The following is a 21,025-nucleotide window of genomic DNA, read 5'->3' as shown; positions in this document are numbered from 1 at the left end:
AAGGCTTAGCGTTATGGTTTCTCGAGCATTAAATGAAAGTACTTACCTAACCACAAGAAAGGCTCAACTTGGTTGTATTGTCGCTCTGTACGCAATAACTGTTCAAATTTGCTGGTTTGGTGCTCATTAACTTTCATATAATCATGAAAACACCGCACTCCAGTTTTGCCCAATATACGAAACCCTTTGTCAGTACAGTAGTCAACAACCTGCTTGGCTGGTAGCGCTTGATGCGGGTTGAGCTTTACTTGGTTTTTTACCTTTAAGCCCCGTTCAATGTACTCGAAATTACCATAGATTGCATTGGCCATTAACGCTGCGTCTTTATTAAAAAAGCTTAGGCTCAGTCTTGACCCTTGGTTTAAATTTTCAAATAAAAAGTCGATGGCTTCAAACGGTTTATCAAGCCACTCTAATACCGCATGACACACCACGAGGTCGTAGTTTTTGATATCTTTTATATCTTGCAGGTACTGTTGCTTGATAGTGACATTAGAAAATCCAGCTAAGTTTTCTGTTGCAAGGGTCAATACGTCTTGTGAAGCATCAGTAAGCATCACTGTATGCCCTTGTTGCGCGAGGTGGGCAGCCATAATCCCTGTACCACCCCCAACCTCTAAAATCGATAGTGGCTTGCTAACATAAGGCGTTAACACATCGCACAATATAAGATGTCTTAACTTCCCCTTCGTTGTTCCATAAATATTGTCAGCAAATTTTGTTGCTATGCCATTAAACAGGCGATCTTTTTCCATCGTTGTAAATGTACCTTTAGGCTGGGTTGGGTATATCAATAAACCTCACATCAAGGTCAAACTCGCCTTGCAAGTGTTCACCTAATGCCTTAACACCGTAGCGTTCTGTGGCATGATGACCTGCCGCAAAGAAACCCACTTCCATTTCTCGTGCAGTATGAATGGTTTGTTCTGATACTTCGCCAGTAATAAAAGCATCAACACCGGCATTTACGGCCTGCTCAATAAAGCCTTGTCCGCCGCCGGTACACCAAGCCACACGCTTAATTATTTTGTCTTGCGGGCATTCCATAAGAACATCGCGGGCTAATTTATTGGCTAGTTGCTGCTGAAGCTTCGCGCCACTAATAGGCGCCGCAAACTCGCCTTCCATCACAACGCCCACAGGCTTAACCTGACTAAGTGCTTTAACATGCTCTATACCTAGCAGCTTCGCCAATTGACGGTTATTACCATATTCTGGGTGCACATCTAAAGGTAGGTGATAGGCTAGCAAACTAATATCGTTGTGCAGTAAACTGGCAATTCGACGCTTCTTCATACCCGTAATCGGCTGCGACTCGCCCTTCCAAAAATAACCATGATGTACCAGTATGGCATCAGCCCTTGCGTCTATTGCGGCGTCAATTAAAGCTTGCGAAGCTGTTACGCCAGTAACAATGCGGTTTACCTCGGCTTGCCCTTCTACCTGTAGGCCATTGGGGCAATAATCAGAAATTTCTTGTACACGTAAGGTACCGTCTAAATACTGCGTTAACTGTTGAATAGTGACTGGCACGTGTCCTCCGGGCAAAAGTTAGACAAATTGATTAAAAAACGTATTACAAATACGTGAATGTCTTACATTGTACCAAAGAAACGTGCATTGAAGCGAAACACGCTAAAAGTGCGTTATTTAGACGGATTGCCGGCGAGCCCGTGAGCAACAAAGGGTACCAAGCGGCTAATCACCTCTTCAATATCTACATGTTTGTGAAAATCAGACTCAGCTATTTCTGTTAACGCCTGGCTTGATGCCATTGAAAACACAAAACTTCCCATGGCAAAATGCAAACGCCAAAATAATTCTTCTTCAGGCACTTCAGGTAAACACTGTTGTATTGCACTAACGAGAGCTCTTACGGTATGCCCGTAATCTGTCATTATAAACCGGCGCAAGTGGCCTTGCGTTTCGTTGTATCCTCGCCCCAACAACTGCACAAAAATAGCTGTGCCATCGCCCCTTAATTGGTTAAGTTTTAGCATAGGCGGGATAAGTGTGGTTAAAAGTGTCTTTATTCCCTTACTTCCCACTTCAGGTTTTCGCCATTCAAGACAAACATTCACTTCTGGCATTAAAATATCAAAATACCGTTTGAGTACGGCCTGAATGAGATTTTTTTTGCTACCAAAATGATAGTTCACCGAGGCGAGGTTTACGTTTGCCGTAGCGGTAATTTCGCGCATCGATGTTTGCGTAAAGCCCTGTTGCGAAAACAGCACCTCAGCGGCATCGAGAATATCTGATTTTGTATTTTTCGCCATTATGTTGTTCTTATTATTAATGCAGACAGACGCAGCGACATTAACCCTGTCACTGCTGCCTTTTCTGCCTACCAATGCTTATACGCGGTTACGCGTAACACGAGAAGACATTGATTTTAAAGTGGAATTTTAAAACCAGTGGCGGGCTTTACTCCACGATTTCATCAGTACCTTTTCAGCTACCGACGCCACAGACATACCCAACTTTTCGGCCACATTCTTTTTTACACTGTATTTAACACTGAATATTTCTCTCTCTGGATAATGGGAAAGAATATAATCATCGGAGGTGGATAGCATATCAACCAACCCAAGTTCCTGTGCTTTTACTGCTGGCCAGTATTCACCTGTTGCCACTTTTTCGATGGCCATTTCTGGACGCTGACTGTGCACAAAATCTTTAAACAGTGTATGAATCTCTTCTATTTCCTGTTTAAACTTTTCTCTTCCTTCATCGCTGTTTTCGCCAAACATGGTAAGCGTACGTTTATATTCGCCCGCAGTATGTTGCTCAAAATCAATATCATTCTTTTTAAGCACCTTATTAAAGTTAGGCAACTGAGCCAAAACACCGATAGAGCCGATATAGGCAAACTGTGAGGCAATAAGTTTGTCGGCAACGCAGGCCATCATGTAGCCCCCGCTTGCTGCCACTTTATCTACGGCTACCGTTAAGGTTAAGCCTTTATTTTTAATGCGCTGAAGTTGCGATGCAGCCAAACCATAGCCATGTACCACGCCCCCGCCACTCTCTAGCCTAATTAACACTTCATCTTTTTCTTCGGCTACACACAAAATAGCGGTAATTTCTTCGCGCAAATTATCCACTTCGTGGGCATCCATAGAACCCTTGAAATCGATAACAAATAAACGCGGCGATGTCTCGTCGCTAGCTTGGCTCTTCTTTTTCTCTTTGGCTTCTTTCTTTTGTTTTTTTGCTAATTGTTTCAACGAGGGTTTGTCTAACAACACCTGACGCGCGTAATGAGTAATGTCTTTTAGCTGTTCAGACAAAGAGTTAATTTCTAGTTGTCCTTTCCCTTGCTTATTCTTATTCGCAACACCCACAATGGCTGAGACAACAACGACAAACGCCACTACTAATGTCACGGCTTTGGCAACAAACAAGCCGTATTCATACAAAAACTCCAAACTGCTCTCCTAGTGCAATAGAGAAGGGCCTTTATTGACCCTTCTTCGATACTTAATCACCTTCATTTACTGTAAGGCGCCCAAATAATTGGTGCACATAATAGCAGTCTAATTTTCCTCTGACGATAGGGTTAACTCACTGATTGTATTTGCGGCAATGTCTTCCTCTGTAAAATACATGTCCCGTAAGGTTGGGTGCTGTGAATATAACTGTGTTTGGTCCAGAAAATGATCACTGCCATAAACGCGAGATTGCGAGTAAGTCAAAATACCTCTTCCCTGTGGGCCTTCGTCAGTAAAGTTAATAACGAGCATCCAGCTACTTCCATAGTTGATATGATAGCCCTTCGCTTCTTCGCTCATAATGGTGTCATTGTTAAGCGGCGCATAGGTATGGCGTGGCAGCAAGGTTCCGTTGTTGCCCGCAACAATATTAAAGACATTGAATCCCCCCTCTATATTATGCGCTCCACCCCAGGGAAGCTTTTCCCCTGAAGCCGTTCCATCGGGTAAACTACGTTCAACAAATTGTACATCACCAAATTTGGCATCGGGCGCAACACCTGCTTCGTTAAGTACCTGTACCGCACGAGCGAATTGTTGCAGTGTGGTTTCATTTTGAATTAGCCCGCTTGGCGTAGTAACGGGTGCATCAAGAGAGAATGGTGTTTCCCACTGTGGATTATTTGAGAACTGGAAAGCAAACTCTCTAAATACATGGGCACCTACACTAAGTGTATTCATGGTGCCGTCCCAATTCCCTAATGCATCACAGGCAGCGGCTATATCAACACTTTCGCCATCTACCATAACAGGGTCGCTGCCCTGTGCTGCACACATCTGCAGTACCGAAGGTAAAATGTCCTCGGCTAAATAACTTCTGTTTGACAATAAAAGGTTTTCTACCTCTTCAGGGTGAAATGTACCGTCGCTGCCCGCTTCAGTTTCAATAAATTTTTGCCCCATTCGAGAACGTAAGCTTTGTTGGTATTCAACATTTCCGTATAAAGGTGATACCCCTGTTATTGGCGAGGATAAGTTAGTTAGCCAAAAGCTATCATTGGAGTTTTGTACCGAATCAGTGCCTTCGTATTTAGGCGCCTGTTCATAGGGTACTGGTTGGTTAAAATCAAAGGCAGACAAAAAGCCAGGCAATACAGTAAAGCCAGCCGCCGCCTTCGTTTGTATCAACAATGGATTGGTGGTTAATTCTTCTATAGCTGTGGCGGTTAAGCCAGGCACCGTAGAGTCATCAATATAAAACACCTCACCGTCTGCCGATGCTGCCATTGTATTATTAAAAATAACACCATCGTAATCTTTAAATGCCTGTTTAAATTCATCCATAGACGTGGCCATATTCATTGCCAGCCAGTGATCAACCACATCAAAGTTGGGTAAGTTTGCATCTTTTATCGCAAATGCATTTTGCGCCGTCCACTCGAAGTTACCGGGCACTTCAATCATAGGACCATAATTAGTGTAATACGCCGTTTTATTCAGCGTGATCGTTTGGCCTGGGGCTACGGCAACGTCAATTTGCAGCGGCTTTTCATAAATAGTTCGTTTAGCACCATCTACTGTGTGGGTTAGCCCTGAAGTGTCTTGTTCATCAAGTGATAATTGGTACACCACAAAATGCTCTGCCGTGGAAAAGGTGTGTGTCCATGCCACATTTTCGTTAAACCCTATATTCACTGCTCCCGGTAGGCCCATAAGTGAGCTTCCGGTTACATTTAAATGCCCAGGAATTTGGGTGTGGAACTGCCAAAAGCGTAAATTTCCAGTGTGGGGAAAATGCGGATTTCCCAGCACCATACCTTTACCGTTGGTGGTTTTGTCGCTACCTAGGCCCCACCCATTTGAGCCCATTTCTTGTGGGTTTTTTGCGGGAAGTTGCACGTTAGGTGCAATCTTTAATGCCACTTTGCTGGCTATGGTTTCGGTACTCTGTGTGGATGCTGGCGTAGGTAAATAGCTCTCGCCTTCTGGCGCCGCTAAGAACATAGGACCAAGGAAATTCGCGGCACCCGGTAATAACGCCACGCCCAGTGAATAGGTAAGTAAATCTACACTGTCGATAGCTTGTACCCAAGGCTGCCCTGCACAAGCTTGATCCTGCTCATCAACAGGGGTTTCTGCCAAGTAACGGTTGTAGCCTTGGGTATAGCCTTGAAACATAGCTCGACTATTGGCAGAAAGACGTGGCAAATTATCTTCTGCCAACTCTCTTATGCCTAGGGTTAGAAACCCAAAGTCGTTAATCAGGTGTTCAGCATCCCCCGACCCCGGGTTCGCATCAGGCCCAAAGTATTTCGCTCGCTGCGAATTATATTTTACAATTTGGTCGGCAAGTACACACAAGTTGTCTTTAGCAAAGGCGTAACCTACTCCATAGGCCATACTTTCTAAATTGTCGGCTTTAATATGAGGAACGCCATAAGTGGTCCAACGGATGTCAGCACTTAAGGTGCCGTCATCATCAAAGGCGGGAATGGCAGTCTGAGTTGGCGTGGTGGGTGTAGGCTCTGGCGTGGTCGGTGTCTCTATATTACTAAAGTCGTTATTGTTGTCACCGCAGGCCGCTAATGTGGTAGCAATACTTATGGCGAGAAGTGTGCGCCCGAAAAGTCGTATTTTTTTTGTATTATTCACAATAATATCCCTCATTGTTTATGTAGGTGAAATAAGCAGAATCCTTTATTTCAACAGATCCGACCAATTAACATTACATTAACACCATGAAACATTCAAACATCATTTATCCTAGATATAAAAAAGCCGGCTAAATAGCCGGCTTTAAAAATTTACAGCATTATCTGTAGGTTAGTTAGCAACAACTGTTTCATCAGAAATTTGGATAGCGGTACCGCCAGAGGCGATATAGCCGGCGACTTCTTTTTGCATCTCAGTGGTCACCGCAACACTTGAAGCAGGGCTTAAGCTCGATGCATGCGCACCGCTATTAAATAACACCAAACCACTAACTGGATCGGTACCTGCTTTTGTTGTAGTAACCTGCTCTAAACCAATAAGCTGTGCCAAAGGTAATTGGCCTGACAACGGCAGCGCAGTTGAAACAGGGATAACCTGATCGGGCAAGTTTGTTTCGCCACCATCACCGACGACTGTCATCATATGAACTGGCGTACTCGCACCTAAGGCTTGCGCATAATTGGTTGGGTCACCTGAGTCCATCATAGTTTGAGCAGCAAAGGCAAACTCAGAGAAAACCGCGTTTACAGACGCCGCTTGTTCAGCAGTTAAGCTTTCCATAAACGTGCTAACCGCTGCCACTAATTGCTGTTCTGTCACATCGGAAGTGCCATAAAGCTGATTTAGTAACGCCACAAACTCATCGGATGCCTGCGAGAGCAACAGCCCTTTAATTAACGGGCCAAATGAGGGCGATTCTAATAAGAAGGTAGCCATACCGCCGCCAGGCGATTCAAGAGAAACCTGCTGCACTGCGAACATGCTGTCTAACGCAGCAAGATCGCCGCCCATAGAGGTATTTGCAACCGAGGCGAAATTACCGCCTGTAATAGCACCTAACGAAACCCCCATTAACGACACTTTAGATGTATCTATTTTTACGCTTTGGCTTGCGGTAGCATCAACTACTGCATTTAACCCTAAGCGCAACCCTAGTAAATCAGAAACGCTTTGGCGGAGATTGTCTCTTGCCGTAGGTAAACTTGCTAAGTTCATATAATGGGTAGGACTTACCAATGTAGCGTTAATCTCATCCACGCCATCACCGGTTAAATCGTACCCGCGTGAACCATGTAGCGGTTGGTCGATAGCAAAGGTTGCAATTCCAGCTAACGACAACGTCGCTGTAATGGCTAGCATGTCTTCTTTTTTACTGCCGATACCATGGGCTAACATAGCAACAGGCCAGCCATTTTCAGGCATAGTTAGCGAAACACCTAACGCGGCTGCAATGGCTGGATCGGGTATAGTAACCTGTACATCAAGGGTTTCATTACCCATATTGCCGCCATTAGGCTGCGGATACGGATTAAATTTAGTGATATTTCGCGCACTATCTAGTTTTTCACCGTTAACGCGTAAATCTGCTAACCCTAGCGCCGAACACATCTCATGGTTTGGCCCTGGCGTTGCTGCGCCTAGCACCTCTTGTGAAGTAGAAGCTAACACTATGCCACTGTCGCACGCTGCCTGCCAAAACTCATCCACGGGTGCGGTTGGGTTTTCAGCCGTGGGCGTGCCTAAGAAGTAAGGTAGCGAGATATTACCTTCGTAGCGCTTGGCGGCACAAAATGGCCCAGCTTGCGCTAAAATTGCACCCGATACACCTACTGCAAATTCATTGAGTGCGCCCCATTGAGCAGACATTTGTCCGCTGGCAGTGGCCGCTAAACCTGAGCAAGACTCTAACGAACTAAAGTCAGTAGATTCAATAAAAGCAATCGTTTGCTCTGACCCTTCAGGTAACATTGCAATGCCTTGTTGTACCGCTCCTGCAACCACATCTTCGGTGACTAATTCTAATGCTTCCATTGCCGTAGGCGCACTATCCACATCGCCTACCGTAATTACCGGCAGCGCAGCTGCTGCGCTAGGGTCCTGTTGGGCGGCAAGGGTAGCAAAGTCACTAACCATGACTTTCTTTATCGTATTTAACGAGACGCCCACAGACTGGGTCGTAAACGCAGATACATAGGTAATTTCATCACGCTCATAGCCTGCACCAATCACTGGATTTACCAATGAATTCACAAGACCTTGAAGAGATAGTTGGTCTTCTGAAGATAGAGGTAATGTGTTGATATCCTGACGGGTTAAATCCCACGTGGTCGAGCCTTGTACCGACTTGCCGGTAGAATCTTTCAACCCCGTGGTCATCACTAACATATAGCCTTGGCCTGATTTAAGGGGCTTAAGGGGCACGACGTTAATGGTATCGTCATCTGCAAGAGACAATACATAGTCAACCCCATAAGTTAGCTGATCCCCTAGCTTACAACCTGCAGAGGGTGTAGTGACTTGTGCGCAATCTGCGTCACTTTGATCTAGACCTAAGGTCGCTTCAAATAATAATACACCTGAAGCGATTGAACTCTCATCAAGGGAAACGCCTACTGGCGTTTCAACATTAATCGCAAATGGGTGCTGGGTTGACCAACCATCTAGCACGTTCAATGCGTTCTGCGGATCGGCAAAATCAGTGGCATCGTCCACTGGAATATTTAACGTATAATCAAAGAAGCCATCGTCGCCCGGAAGCATTAAAAGATCGTTAGGAATATTTAAATCACCTGACGCTGGGTCGAATACTACCCGTGAAAATGGGGTCTGGACTTCTGTTTCGGCTTCAATATCAGCCAACGTGTCATCTGAGCCACCACACCCTGTTAGACCCAGTGCTAGAGCCACACTGGAACTTAATATGAGTTTTCTCATCGCTACTCCCTACAAGCAATTGTTGTTATTCTGCGTCTAAAACATAATCACTCTGCGAGATGTCTCCTGTGGAAACCCTCTCAGTTCAGACAATGGCGCTGTTTTAAACAAGTTAGACCAGTTTGTATCTAGTTCAATCTTATTGACTTTGTTGCAACTTTGCAAAGTTTTGTTAACTCTTTGTGTTAATTTTTTTTACGTTTATCGTTTTTTCAGCAGTAACGTTTTACTTATCTTTCAGTGTGAGTATCATCGCAGGCGGTTAGTTAAATTAACGAATAGCGCAAAATTGGTGAGTACTTTTACATGAATACAATGAACGAATATCAAGCACCCGCAGAATTATTAAAGGATAAGGTTATCCTTGTTACGGGAGCCGGTGATGGTATCGGGGCAGAAGCTGCGCGCTGCTATGCAGCTCATGGCGCTACCTGTATTCTGCTGGGCAGAACCGTGGCTAAGCTAGAAAAAGTCTATGACGAAATTGTTGCTGCGGGCAATGCGGAACCTGCCATAGTACCGCTTGACTTAAAAGGTGCTACGCCCTCTCATTATCAACAAATGGGGCAAACAATTGCCGACCAATTTGGTCGTTTAGATGGCGTTCTTCACAATGCGTCTGTGTTAGGACACTTAAGCGCATTTAAAGATATTGGCGAGGAAGAGTGGCGTGAGGTTATGCAAATTAACCTTAATGGCACGGTTTTCATGACGCAGGCGCTAATCCCTGTTTTAGAGAAGGCGCCTAATGCGTCTGTGGTATTTACCACGTCAAGTGTGGGGCGAAAAGGACGGGCTTTTTGGGGCACCTATGCGGTATCTAAATTTGCCACTGAGGGTGTAATGCAAACCTTAGCGGATGAATACCGCCACAAATCACTACGGTTTAATTGTATTAACCCAGGTGGTACGCGTACCAGTATGCGCGCGCAGGCGTTTCCAGCTGAAAACCCAGAAACCTTAAAAACCCCCGCCGATATTATGCCCACCTATTTATATTTAATGGGCGATGATAGTATCGAGGTAACAGGGCAATCATTAGACTGCCAACCTAAGTAAATAGGACTAGATCATTCTACATAACCCTACGTGATAGCACACAAAAAAGGCCGCGAAATTTCGCGGCCTTTATTTAATTGTACTCAAACAACCTGAGCAAGCTTAATCGCCAATTTTCGCCCACGTATCACGCAAGCCTACGGTGCGGTTAAATACCGGTAAGTCATCGCTGCTATCTGCATCTAGGCAAAAATATCCTGTACGTTCAAATTGCCACGCTCCGACTTCAGGCACCTGCTTGGCAAGGTTTGCTTCTACCCAGCCAGATAGCACCTTAAGTGAATCTGGGTTTATTGCATCGGTAAAATCTTCTTCTGCTGCAGGGTTGGGTACATTAAACAAACGATCGTATAAACGAAATTCTGCTTTTTGTGCTGTACCCGCGTCTACCCAATGAATAACGCCTTTTACTTTACGGCCATCAGCGGGATCTTTACCCAGAGTATCAGCATCGTAAGTACAGTAAACAGTGGTTACTTTGCCGTCTTCATCTTTTTCTACACGATTGGCTTTTACTACATAAGCGTTACGTAAACGTACTTCTTTATCTAGCACCAAGCGTTTGAATTTCTTATTGGCCGACTCACGAAAATCTTCTGCTTCAATCCAAATTTCCCGACCAAAAGAAATATCCCGCGTTCCCATGCTTTCATCATTAGGGTGGTTAGGCGCATGCAATATTTCACTGCTATCTTCTGGGTAGTTCTCTATGACCAATTTAATGGGGTCAAGTACTGCCATGGCCCGTGGCGCGTTCGCATTTAAGTCATCACGAATGCATGCTTCAAGCATCGACATTTCAACCATATTGTCCATCTTGGTAACGCCGATGCGTTTACAAAACTCGCGTACCGCACCTGGTGTGTAGCCACGACGACGCAAGCCTGCAACGGTTGGCATTCTAGGATCATCCCAGCCACTTACGTGGTGCTCTTCAACCAATTGAATAAGGCGGCGCTTACTTAAAACGGTATATTCTAAATTTAAACGAGAAAATTCGTATTGGCGCGGCGTACAATCTATTGAGATATTCTCAATTACCCAGTCGTACAAGCGACGGTTATCTTGGAACTCTAGGGTACACAACGAGTGCGTAATTCCTTCAATCGCGTCAGAGATACAGTGAGTAAAGTCGTACATAGGGTATACACACCATTTATCACCTGTTTGGTGATGGTGCGCGTGTTTAACACGGTAAATTACCGGGTCTCGCATGCACATAAAAGGCGAACTCATGTCTATTTTGGCTCTAAGACTACATTCACCTTCTTTGTATTCACCCGCCGTCATCTTGGCAAATTCGCGCTGATTAGTTTCAATGTCAGTATCGCGATACGGGCTATTTTTACCTGGCTCGGTAAGGGTGCCACGCATTTCCCGCATAGTTTCTTGCGGTGAAAAGTCGACATAGGCTAAACCTTTGTCAATTAATTCATTGGCAAACCCATGCAGTTGATCAAAATAGTTTGACGAATAGCGAGCTTCCCCACTCCATGAGAAGCCTAACCACTTTACATCTTCTTTAATTGAGTTGACGAAAGTTATGTCTTCTTTCGCCGGGTTAGTATCATCGAAACGCAAGTTACAAGTGCCTGCATAATCTTGGGCAATGCCAAAATTAAGGCAAATTGATTTCGCGTGCCCTATATGCAGAAAGCCATTCGGCTCTGGTGGGAATCGAGTTTTAATAGCGTCATGTACACCATTGGCAAGATCTTTGTCGATGATTTGACGGATAAAATTGGTCGGACGATGATCTGTCTCGGCCATTCGCATGTTCCCCTTAACACAAGTAGTTTAAAAAAAGTGTGGTCAGTATAACACTGAGAGAAATCATTCAACCATGTTTAATTGAATTTAGCCTCACAACTGGTTGAATAAGCAACGGAGTAAGTGACTATTACAAACAATACTGCAAATAATTTAAACCAAATACGGTTACACGCCAAAATCGCCGCCTTTTTGCAAAAATATGGTAATCTAGCAGGGCGATAACACTGTCGTAGCAGCAAGATATGGTGTTTATGAAGGAAAAAGCAACCTCTTTTGATATTGCCCATTTAGCCGGCGTATCTCAGTCAACGGTATCACGGGCGCTAAATAATAGCCCCTTGGTTAACGAAGAGACCAGAAGAAGGGTTCAGGAGATTGCCCGCGAACTCAATTATAAAGTTGATAAAAACGCGAGCAACTTAAGGAAGCAAAAAAGCAGCACCATTGCTTTGCTTTTGTTTGAAGATCCGACCTCAGACGATTCAATGATTAACCCCTTCTTTTTAGCCATGCTAGGAAGCATTACCCGTGCGTGCGCCCAAGCGAATTACGATCTTCTCGTCTCATTTCAAAACCTAGAAGATGACTGGCACGCTGAATATGAAGACTCAAACAAAGCCGATGGTATTATCCTGCTAGGTTATGGCGATTACACTGATTATCAGAATAAAGTAGCGCAGCTTGAGTCGCAAGGAACGCATTTTGTACGCTGGGGCGCGCCAGATGAAGCGCACCCTGGGGTGAGTATCGGTTGTGATAATTATCAAGGTGGTCAAAACATTACCGAACACCTATTGTCACTCGGTAAAGCCTCATTCGCATTTATTGGTGATAATGGCCAGCAAGCCCCCGAATTTATGGCTAGATATCAAGGCTACATCGATACGCTGAAGAAGCACGGCTTAGAAAAAAACAGCGTTCAACGCAATGCTATTTCCACTGAGGAAGCCGGATATAACGGTATTCTATCCTTAATGTCGACAGGGGAGTTACCGCAAGTCATCGTATGCGCTTCGGATCTAATCGCCATGGGAGTATTGCGCGCCCTTCGGGAAAACCGCATTCAGGTGCCCGACGATGTGGCGGTGGTCGGTTATGATAATATTTCTATTTCCGCGTATACCACCCCCACCCTTACCTCGGTGCAGCAAAATACCAAACTCGCGGGCGAGTTACTGGTTAATACTCTGCTCAAGGCCATTAATAATGAGCACGTAGAAGATTATTTAATGCCTGCTGAAGTTATTGTACGCCAATCCTGTGGTAGTAAATTATCTAAATAGCACAGGAAAGGTGCCCGCCCCAATATAAAAAAAGGTGCTAAATTTAGCACCTTTTTTATTTCTAACGATTACCTTTAAAAAGGTGTTGGGCGGCTATTGCCGCGCCATTTGATCACGCACCGCGCTGATAAGCGACGTATTCCGTATAGGGGCATTAAGTACCCACACCTGAACACCGTTTGGGGCAACCGTAGCCTTAAGAGTGTGGTTTTTTGCCACCGTTTGCGTTTCACCAGAAAGTTGTTCAACCCAGGTACCCTCTTGGAGGTACTCGCCTATTGCGTATTGGGTTTCGCTTGGCCCTTTATTTAATAGCACTAATGCAACTTGATGTTGCCCATTATGTTGCAACACGCGATAAAAAGCCGCGCGGTGCCCGGCCATTTCAACATTCAACTGTATACCCCGTTGTAACGCAGGGGTGTGCTTGCGTACATTGGCAATTTTCGACAGCGCTTGTCGGATTGGGTGAGATTTGGCTTTTTCAATTCGCGCTTGGCCTAAATAGTTCCGATTACCTGCATGCTCTGATGTACCTCGCATAAACCCAATTTCAGACCCTTGATACACTACAGGTATGCCTCTCACTGTAAACAACCAGTTGTGGGCATTAATAAAGCCCTCATCTGTGGCGTTCATCCGTGCCATATCGTGGTTATCATAAAAAGTCGTGAGGTCATAGGGATTGTGGTAAGGCCCATGAGTTAAATAAAGTACCTCTTCAAGCGTGGAAAAATCACTTTTATCAGGTTGCTCAAATACTTCAACCATGGCTTTTTGCATAGGGAAATCAAGCACGCTTACGCCGCCATTTTTGGGCAAAGTATGTTGGGCAATAAAATTAGCATCGTACTGAAAACTTTCGCCAAACATAAAGAACTCGGGGTATTGCTCCCGCACCCGGTCTGACATTTCACGCCAAAACGCATGGGGGACATGGCGAATAGTATCTATGCGAAAAGCATCTGCGCCTTGGGAAATCCAATAAAGATAACTATTGATCAGATAGTCACGTACCTTAGGGTTTTCATCGTCTAGGTTTGATAACTTAACAAGGTCGGGGTAGTTGTGAAAAAAGCCATGCAAAGGATTATTTTCGGGGTCTAGCGCTTCTGGTGCTAGGTTTTGATGATCGGCGACTAAGTTACCGTCTTTGTCATAGATTTCGCCAAATCCAGGCTGGTCTTCAGGCATAGTAAAGCTTGGGCTGCCGTGGTTAGCAACAATATCGAATACCGATTTTAGACCAAATTTGTCGCGCATTTGTGCGGTGTACTGCTTTACCGATAAGTCTTCGCTTACCAAATGCTCGTCCGCTTTATAAAAGTTCGTTGCCCAATAGCCATGGTAGCCTGTTTTACCGCCATCTTTGAACGCGCCACCGTAGGTGATTTGCTCATCACCAGTAAACTGTTGATTAGGGTTATCTAGTACAGGCGTGATCCATACCGCACTAAACCCCATGTCTTTAATGTATTCACCATTGTCGAGAATACCTTTAAGGTCGCCTCCCATATAGCCCACATACGCTTTTTTGCCGTCAGGCCCTTCTAGGGGTAACTGCCAAGTAGGATGCTCTCCCCCTTGGTCTTCGTAGTTATTGTCGGGATCACCATCGACAAAACGGTCTGTCATAACAAAATAAACCGACTCACTGGCAAAAGGTGTGGTGGTACCCACAATTTCCACCTCTGCAGGTGCGATTGAAACAGCGCTAGTTTGGGTATGCGTGGGTTGGGTAGTGCCACACCCTGCGAGTAAACTTGCCGTAAGCGCCACGGCAATAGCGTTATATTTACATCTCATTATGCTTGTTCTCCCTGCGCATTATGAATAATCTCGGCATCAGGCTCATTGACAAAAAATACGGCAATCGCACCGATTAGCATAGATACGCCTGCCACTACTATGATGTATTTGGCCTCGTTTTCAAATACGCTACTTAGTATCCATCCGGCGGTTAACCCAGACACAATTTGAGGTATAGCGACGGTAAAATTAAATATGCCCATATAGACACCCGTTTTGTTTGCCGGCAGTGCCCCTGCGAGCATGGCGTAAGGCATCGCTAAAATCGCGGCCCAAGCAATACCCACTCCAACCATAGGTATAAGAAGTTTTACAGCACCTAAAGGTACGGTGACATCGGTAATAAGAAGGTTTACGTTAACCATGGTAAGATCTTGAAACATTAGGAAGCTAACATAACTTACGCCACCGAGGGCAAGCGCGCCTGCGTACACAAGTTTGCGGCCGAATTTATCAGCTAAGCGGGCTAGAAATATAGAGAATATGGCGGCGAAAACGGAATAAGCTGCAAATAAAATACCTACCCAATCCCCCGCCGCGCCTTTGGCCATAATAATAGTTTCTGGCACCATGGGAGCGGCGGCGATAAACGCGGGGTCAAACCATTGTTTATCTACATTCCAAATATGTTGGGTAATTGCTGGTGTGGTGTACACCCACATAATAAACAGTGCGAACCACGAAAAAAATTGCACTACGGCAAGCTGTTTCATGGTTTTAGGCATGTTAACAACCAGAAGAGAAAACTCAGACAATCGGGTCGAAAGCGGCGCTTTTTTAGCTGGAACTGAGGTGGCTTCGGTTACCCCTTTATAGCGTCTATACTCTTGCGGCGAATATTCCTTGGTTCGAAATACCGTCCATAACACTGTACCAAGCAGTACAGTAGCTCCAATATAAAATGCCCACATTACAGAAGGTGCAACTTCGCCCATTTGTGCCGTGTTTTCCAAGCCCACTACGTTGGTTAATACGAAGGGAAGAATGGAGCCAATAACAGCCCCTATATTGATAAGAAACGACTGTACAGAGTAGCCCACATTACGCTGTGACGGCGGCACCATATCTGACACTAATGAGCGAAACGGTTGGAAACACACGTTAAACGATGCATCCATAAGCGCTACCATTAACGCCCCCATCAACATAGGCGCGACAAACGCAACAAATATAGGTGCATTAGGTAATAAAATCATGCCGATAACCGCGGCGATTGCACCGGCGAGAATAAATGGACGACGGCGACCTAAGCCATTCCAGGTTCTATCTGATGCAGCCCCAACAATAGGCTGAACAATGAGGCCCATTATGGGAGCCACCAGCCAAAACAGGGATAAGGAGTGAAGATCTGCGCCCAAGTCGGACAGAATACGGCTGACATTTGCGTTTTGTAGCGCAAAGCCAAATTGAACACCTAGGAAGCCAAAGCTGACGTTCCAAATTTGCCAAAAAGAAAGGCGTGGTTGAGTTGCTTGCATAGTTTGCTCTATTTATCGTTTTATGTACTGAATGTAATTGTTTATCGAACCACAAAAATCTGGGCCGACATGGGGTCAAGGGTTAGCGTATCATTAACATTAAACACTGCCCCATCACTTACGCGCTCTAATTTACTGTACCCTTTAAGCATCTCACTGTATTGAGTCAGTGGCACTTGCGTTGGCTTTACGCGGTCATTCGTTGAAGCGCTACTATGTGTGTTCGTGTCGCTTTGCTTTTGCCCTTTATTTAAAATAACCATTAGCCTAGGGGCGCCGGGTACGTCTGAAGTCCTAAAATAGGTATAGGTTCCCGCTTTAGGTGCATAGTGTTTAAACGCGCCGGTAAATAGCGCAGGAAATTGCTTTCTTAATGCCAACAATGCCTTTATACGCTGTTGCGCCCAACGTTCGTCGTCACTTAACCCTTTGCCAGTAAATGCACTTTTCTGTTTATTGTCTGGCCAACCACCAGCAAAGTCACTTCTTATAACACCGTGATCTTCACTCCCTTCATTTTGCATGAGTATTTCGCTACCGTAAAAAACTTGTGGAATGCCTCGCACCGTAAGAAAAAAGGTCATGGCCATATTCCACTTGTTAAGATCATGATTGACTTGAGTATAAATTCGGCTCATATCGTGGTTATCGGCAAACACGACCAGGTTGTTGGGTGCACCATATAAAAAATCGTTGGCGAGGGTTTGATAAATATTCACTAACCCTGTGCCCCACCCTTCAGGTTCATTGAGCCCTTTTACAAGCGCATCTTGTAAGGGGAAATCCATCACCGACGGTAGCGCACTGGCGTAATTGTCGTACCTTTGGCTACCAGCTTGCCAATACGCAGTAATCGCTGGATTAATGGTCCATTCTTCACCAACGATATTAAGGTTTGGGTATTCTTGCGTAATACGCTGTGTCCATTTTGCCAAGAATGCTTTATCTGGATAGGAGTAGGTATCCACCCGAATACCGCTTAATTGCGCATATTCTACCCACCAGATAGCATTTTGAATGAGATAGGTTGCTAGATGAGGATTTCGTTGGTTTAAGTCGGGCATAGTAGGTACAAACCAACCATCACTAAACCCTCGAATATCGCTTTCTATAGCATGGGGATCGTGCAAAGCTTCTCGACGGTGTGTGGTGCCAACAAAGTTACCTTGGTTATTAAACCAATCATCAGAAGGCGTATCGTTCATCCACGGATGCTCACTTCCTACGTGGTTTAGCACCATGTCCATAATTACGCCCACCCCAGCCGCTTTGGCTTTTTTACTTAGCGTAACATAATCGCTATTGCTGCCGTATCTGGGGTCAATTTGATAGTAGTCGGTTATAGCGTAGCCATGATAGCTATACGCATCCATATTGTTTTCAAGCAGCGGCATCGACCATATCTGGGTAAAGCCCATCTCACTAATATAGTCTATATGTTCGATAATACCCTCAATGTCACCGCCATGCCGTCCGCCTTTGTCTTTGCGTGCTAACTTGTCTTTATACCCTTTAATATTGTCATTATGGCGATTACCATTGGCAAACCGGTCAGGGGTAAGTAAATAAATGGCGTCCGTAGGATCGAAACCATGGCGCTCTTTTGCGCCTTCGGTACGTGCTTTTAACTGATAATCAATACTCCGGCTACTGCCGTCGGCATCATTTATCGTCAATTCGAAGGTTTGGGCGTGTGCGCCTTCAGTATTTAGGGTAACGAATAAGTAGTTATCACTGTCTAAGGCAGCCACCTTGCTCACTTTAACGTTTTCGGCATTAAGTAAAACAGTATCATCAGCAATACCATCGCCGTGTAGCATAAGTTCAACCTCAGCTGAAGCCATACCGGCCCACCAGTTTGGTGGATAAACCTCAACCGTGTCTTTTGCAATTACCGCAAAGGTTGACAGCAGAGTTGAAACACACACAGCGGCTTTAACTGACATAGGAAAACTATTTTTTCGAAAAAACAGATTTTGGCGCAAGTTAAAATGTGTTTGTGCTTTTTTTGCAGTGAGATATATACCGAACACAACAGCCTCGTGGTAATTAGACATTACGTTAACAACTAGTTTACAGATACTACCCTTCCTTATTCGTGTTACCAATGCACTGCATACGTATTCACGCCCCTTTAGGGGCGCAGTCGAACATTTTCACACCAATAATTGCGGTTAAAATTTATAAACTTTGGTTTCAAGAGGCGCAAGAGACATAGTTGCCTGGTAGTTATTACCTTTGCGCGTTGCCGATAAAGACCCATGGGATAGAAGCGGAGAAAGTGTTACACGGGGCTGGTTACTTTCGATAACATTGTGCGCCAACACAAGGGTAAAGTCTTTCACTGGCGTATCTGCAAAGTTGGCTACAACGATAAAACCATGCTTACCTTGTTTGCGCGCAAAGGCGAACTGTTGCTGTGAATAGGCATCGCTATGTTGCAAATTACTATCATGTAAGCTTATAAATGCTCCGTTGATAGCAGGTTCAGTAGTAGCGATAGCCATAATTTGCCTATAAAACTTACGTAACGCTCGTTCATCTGGGGTAGATTGGCCGCCATCAAATTTCCCATTATTCATCCAGCGTTGGTGAGCGGGAACCCCTGCGTAATCGAATATTGTGGTTCTACTAGGCTTGCCAAAGCCCATATCTTCACTGCCATCTTCTCCCACATCTTGGCCAAAATAGAGCAAGGTGGGCGAGGCACTTATCAGCGCGCTTACCGCCATCGCGGGTTTCCCTTTTTCAGCGTTGCCAGCGAATTCAGGGCTTGCTATACGTTGTTCGTCATGGTTTTCTAAAAAGTGCAGCATATGCTCGGCAATATCGCTAACCTCATTATGTACCGATACCAAATCACTCACCTTCCCCTGGCCTTGCATAATCGACTTTAACGTATCGTAAAACCCAACCTTATCGTAAAGGTAATCCATTTTGCCCAAATAAATATAGTCGCGATATTTTTCGGGCTGATAAACTTCAGCCAGTAAAAATGCGTCTGGGTTATGCTGTTTAATGGTGCTATTTAAGAAAGACCAAAACTCCACTGGCACCATTTCAGCCATATCATAGCGAAAACCGTCCACTCCTTTATCTAACCAATACAGTGCGATATCTCTAAACTTGTACCAAGAATCGGGTAAGTTTTTGTGTTGCCAAAATTCTCTGTGCGCTTGGTAGGATTTATCTGCGTATTGGGCAGGCAACCTTGGAAAGTCATAGCTACCGTCGGGCCTTACCCCATAGTTTACTTTTACGGTTTCATACCAATCATTACTATCTGGCTGCGCTGTTCTTGCGCCATTGCCGGTCCATTTGGCGGGGTTTTCATCGAATTTGCCGTCAACGAGAGGATGGGGCTTGCCACCTAAGGGAGAATAGTCTTTTGCCTGTGGCACCAAAAACGCCTTATCGACAACATAGTAAAAATTATTATCCCTCGCGTAAGCTACACCTGTGTCATCATGCGCGCCAAAATCCTCGACGCCGGGCAAAGCAGAGAGGGAATGATAGTGACGTGCCACATGGTTAGGTACGATATCGATAATCACTTTCATTCCTTGGGCGTGCGTGCGCGCAATAAGGGCTTCGAACTCATCTAAGCGATTAGCGACGTCTAAGGCGAGATCCGGATTTACGTTATAATAATCTTTCACCGCATAAGGAGAGCCTGCCCGCCCCTTTATTACGTCAGGATCGTCATTTTCAATGCCATAGGCAGAATAGTCTGTCACCAGCGCATGGTGTGGCACACCCGTGTACCAAATGTGCGTAGTACCTAACGCTTTAATACTTGCCAGCGCTTGCGGCGTGAAATCAGCAAATTTACCTACCCCGTTTTCATCTCGGGTTCCCCATGGCGCATTGGTGGTATTGGTATTTCCAAACAAACGAGTAAACACTTGATATACCACAGGCTTGCTGGCTTCGCGATTAATTTGCGCACGGGTTTCAATGGAACTTGTGTTGCTAAGTGAAGGTTGCGCATTAGACACAGGAGGCTCGCTATGACAAGCGGTTAGGGAAAAGCACAGTATAGGCAACATTCGCATAATACCGCGGGTAGACAAAGGTAATGTTAACATAGCAGAAAACGTTAATTAGTTAGCAATACACACAGGATACGCGTTAAATAGATGTTAAAAAACATGCATACGTATTCAGAGGTGTCCGCCGCTAAATCTTAGTTCGGTTGTTCGTATCTCTACTTTGCCTAATTAACGCGTTGCCTTTGGCATAGTCGGATTTTGCTAACCTATCATACAAAAGCACGTTCGCGGTGGCGGCTAAGTTCATACACGAATAGGTGGGAACGTAAACGACGTGGTCGCACCACGCCAGCGTTTCGCTATTAATACTGCCGTCTTCAGGTCCAAGGATATAAAACGCATTTTCTGGATGTTCAAATTCAGGTAAAGGAGTAGCCCCTTCCACTAATTCAATGGCGACGACAGATGCCCCGGTGGGCACAACATCTTTTAAATCATCTACCCCCACTGTGGGTATAACCTTATGAAAGGCCTTCGTGTCTGCGTTAAAATCTTTTGCAAAACGATAGCGTTGGCCAGTGTAAAATACACTTGCGACGCCGTAACATCCTGCTGCACGTAAAATAGACGCAACGTTGACGGGATTTTTAGGGTTCACTAAGCCAAGGCTGATTTGCTGTTTTTTAAGTTGCACTTGCTACCGCTACCTTTTAATAAACTATTATAAAAGCGCGATAGTGCCACTAAATAGCAACAGCATCTATATACAA

General features: G+C 45.0%; 14 protein-coding genes. 2 read left to right on the top strand and 12 right to left on the bottom strand.

The genetic code is table 11. The annotated features are described in order from the left end of the window. Window positions 1-11: 11 nt before the first annotated feature. The 6 genes from GTH32_RS16210 to GTH32_RS16185 all read right to left on the bottom strand — a co-directional run bounded on the left by GTH32_RS16210 (window position 12) and on the right by GTH32_RS16185 (window position 8,861). A complete protein-coding gene (locus tag GTH32_RS16210) occupies window positions 12-755 on the bottom strand; it encodes a methyltransferase (protein WP_163087691.1) in 744 nt (247 codons plus the stop codon). 16 nt (window positions 756-771) lie between these two features. Next, window positions 772-1,533: a Nif3-like dinuclear metal center hexameric protein gene (locus GTH32_RS16205; protein ID WP_163087689.1), complete on the bottom strand. Its 762-nt coding sequence runs from the start codon at window positions 1,531-1,533 to the stop codon at window positions 772-774. A 113-nt stretch (window positions 1,534-1,646) separates the two neighbouring features. Then, window positions 1,647-2,279, bottom strand: coding sequence for a TetR/AcrR family transcriptional regulator (locus tag GTH32_RS16200; protein ID WP_163087684.1), 633 nt, complete (start codon window positions 2,277-2,279; stop codon window positions 1,647-1,649). A gap of 129 nt (window positions 2,280-2,408) precedes the next feature. Next, window positions 2,409-3,431, bottom strand: coding sequence for a protease SohB (sohB, locus tag GTH32_RS16195; RefSeq protein WP_163087682.1), 1,023 nt, complete (start codon window positions 3,429-3,431; stop codon window positions 2,409-2,411). A gap of 108 nt (window positions 3,432-3,539) precedes the next feature. Further along, entirely contained in the window at window positions 3,540-6,101 is a 2,562-nt protein-coding gene (locus GTH32_RS16190) for an acylase (protein ID WP_203565525.1), read from the bottom strand. 156 nt (window positions 6,102-6,257) lie between these two features. Next, a complete protein-coding gene (locus tag GTH32_RS16185; protein WP_163087680.1) occupies window positions 6,258-8,861 on the bottom strand; it encodes a VolA/Pla-1 family phospholipase in 2,604 nt (867 codons plus the stop codon). 315 nt (window positions 8,862-9,176) lie between these two features. Here GTH32_RS16185 and GTH32_RS16180 point away from each other — a divergent pair, with 315 nt between their 5' ends. After that, a complete protein-coding gene (locus GTH32_RS16180; RefSeq protein ID WP_163087742.1) occupies window positions 9,177-9,920 on the top strand; it encodes a YciK family oxidoreductase in 744 nt (247 codons plus the stop codon). Between the two features lie 102 nt (window positions 9,921-10,022). On the opposite strand, the gene glnS is transcribed toward GTH32_RS16180, so the two are convergent. Further along, a complete protein-coding gene (gene glnS, locus GTH32_RS16175) occupies window positions 10,023-11,690 on the bottom strand; it encodes a glutamine--tRNA ligase (protein ID WP_163087679.1) in 1,668 nt (555 codons plus the stop codon). A 254-nt stretch (window positions 11,691-11,944) separates the two neighbouring features. On the opposite strand from glnS, the gene GTH32_RS16170 reads away from it, so the two are divergent. Then, window positions 11,945-12,976, top strand: coding sequence for a LacI family DNA-binding transcriptional regulator (locus GTH32_RS16170; protein WP_163087677.1), 1,032 nt, complete (start codon window positions 11,945-11,947; stop codon window positions 12,974-12,976). Between the two features lie 93 nt (window positions 12,977-13,069). Here GTH32_RS16170 and GTH32_RS16165 read toward each other — a convergent pair whose 3' ends face one another. The 5 genes from GTH32_RS16165 to GTH32_RS16145 all read right to left on the bottom strand — a co-directional run bounded on the left by GTH32_RS16165 (window position 13,070) and on the right by GTH32_RS16145 (window position 20,949). Further along, window positions 13,070-14,782 carry an alpha-amylase family glycosyl hydrolase gene (locus GTH32_RS16165; protein ID WP_163087675.1) on the bottom strand — a complete coding sequence of 571 codons (1,713 nt, stop codon included), beginning with the start codon at window positions 14,780-14,782 and terminating at the stop codon, window positions 13,070-13,072. Then, window positions 14,782-16,263 (bottom strand): MFS transporter, encoded by a 1,482-nt coding sequence (locus tag GTH32_RS16160; protein WP_163087674.1) that lies wholly within the window; start codon window positions 16,261-16,263, stop codon window positions 14,782-14,784. Before GTH32_RS16160 ends, GTH32_RS16165 begins: the two co-directional genes overlap by 1 nt. Window positions 16,264-16,304: 41 nt before the next feature. After that, a complete protein-coding gene (locus GTH32_RS16155; RefSeq protein ID WP_163087672.1) occupies window positions 16,305-18,209 on the bottom strand; it encodes a glycoside hydrolase family 13 protein in 1,905 nt (634 codons plus the stop codon). 228 nt (window positions 18,210-18,437) lie between these two features. Further along, entirely contained in the window at window positions 18,438-20,351 is a 1,914-nt protein-coding gene (locus GTH32_RS16150) for an alpha-amylase family protein (RefSeq protein WP_246223298.1), read from the bottom strand. Window positions 20,352-20,442: 91 nt separating this feature from the next. Beyond that, complete coding sequence (locus tag GTH32_RS16145; RefSeq protein ID WP_163087670.1) at window positions 20,443-20,949, bottom strand: TrmH family RNA methyltransferase; 507 nt, start codon at window positions 20,947-20,949, stop codon at window positions 20,443-20,445. Window positions 20,950-21,025 lie beyond the last annotated feature (76 nt).

Source organism: Alteromonas profundi (assembly GCF_010500865.1).
In the GTDB taxonomy this organism is placed as follows: domain Bacteria; phylum Pseudomonadota; class Gammaproteobacteria; order Enterobacterales; family Alteromonadaceae; genus Alteromonas; species Alteromonas profundi.
This window is presented reverse-complemented; position numbering and strand designations above follow the sequence as displayed.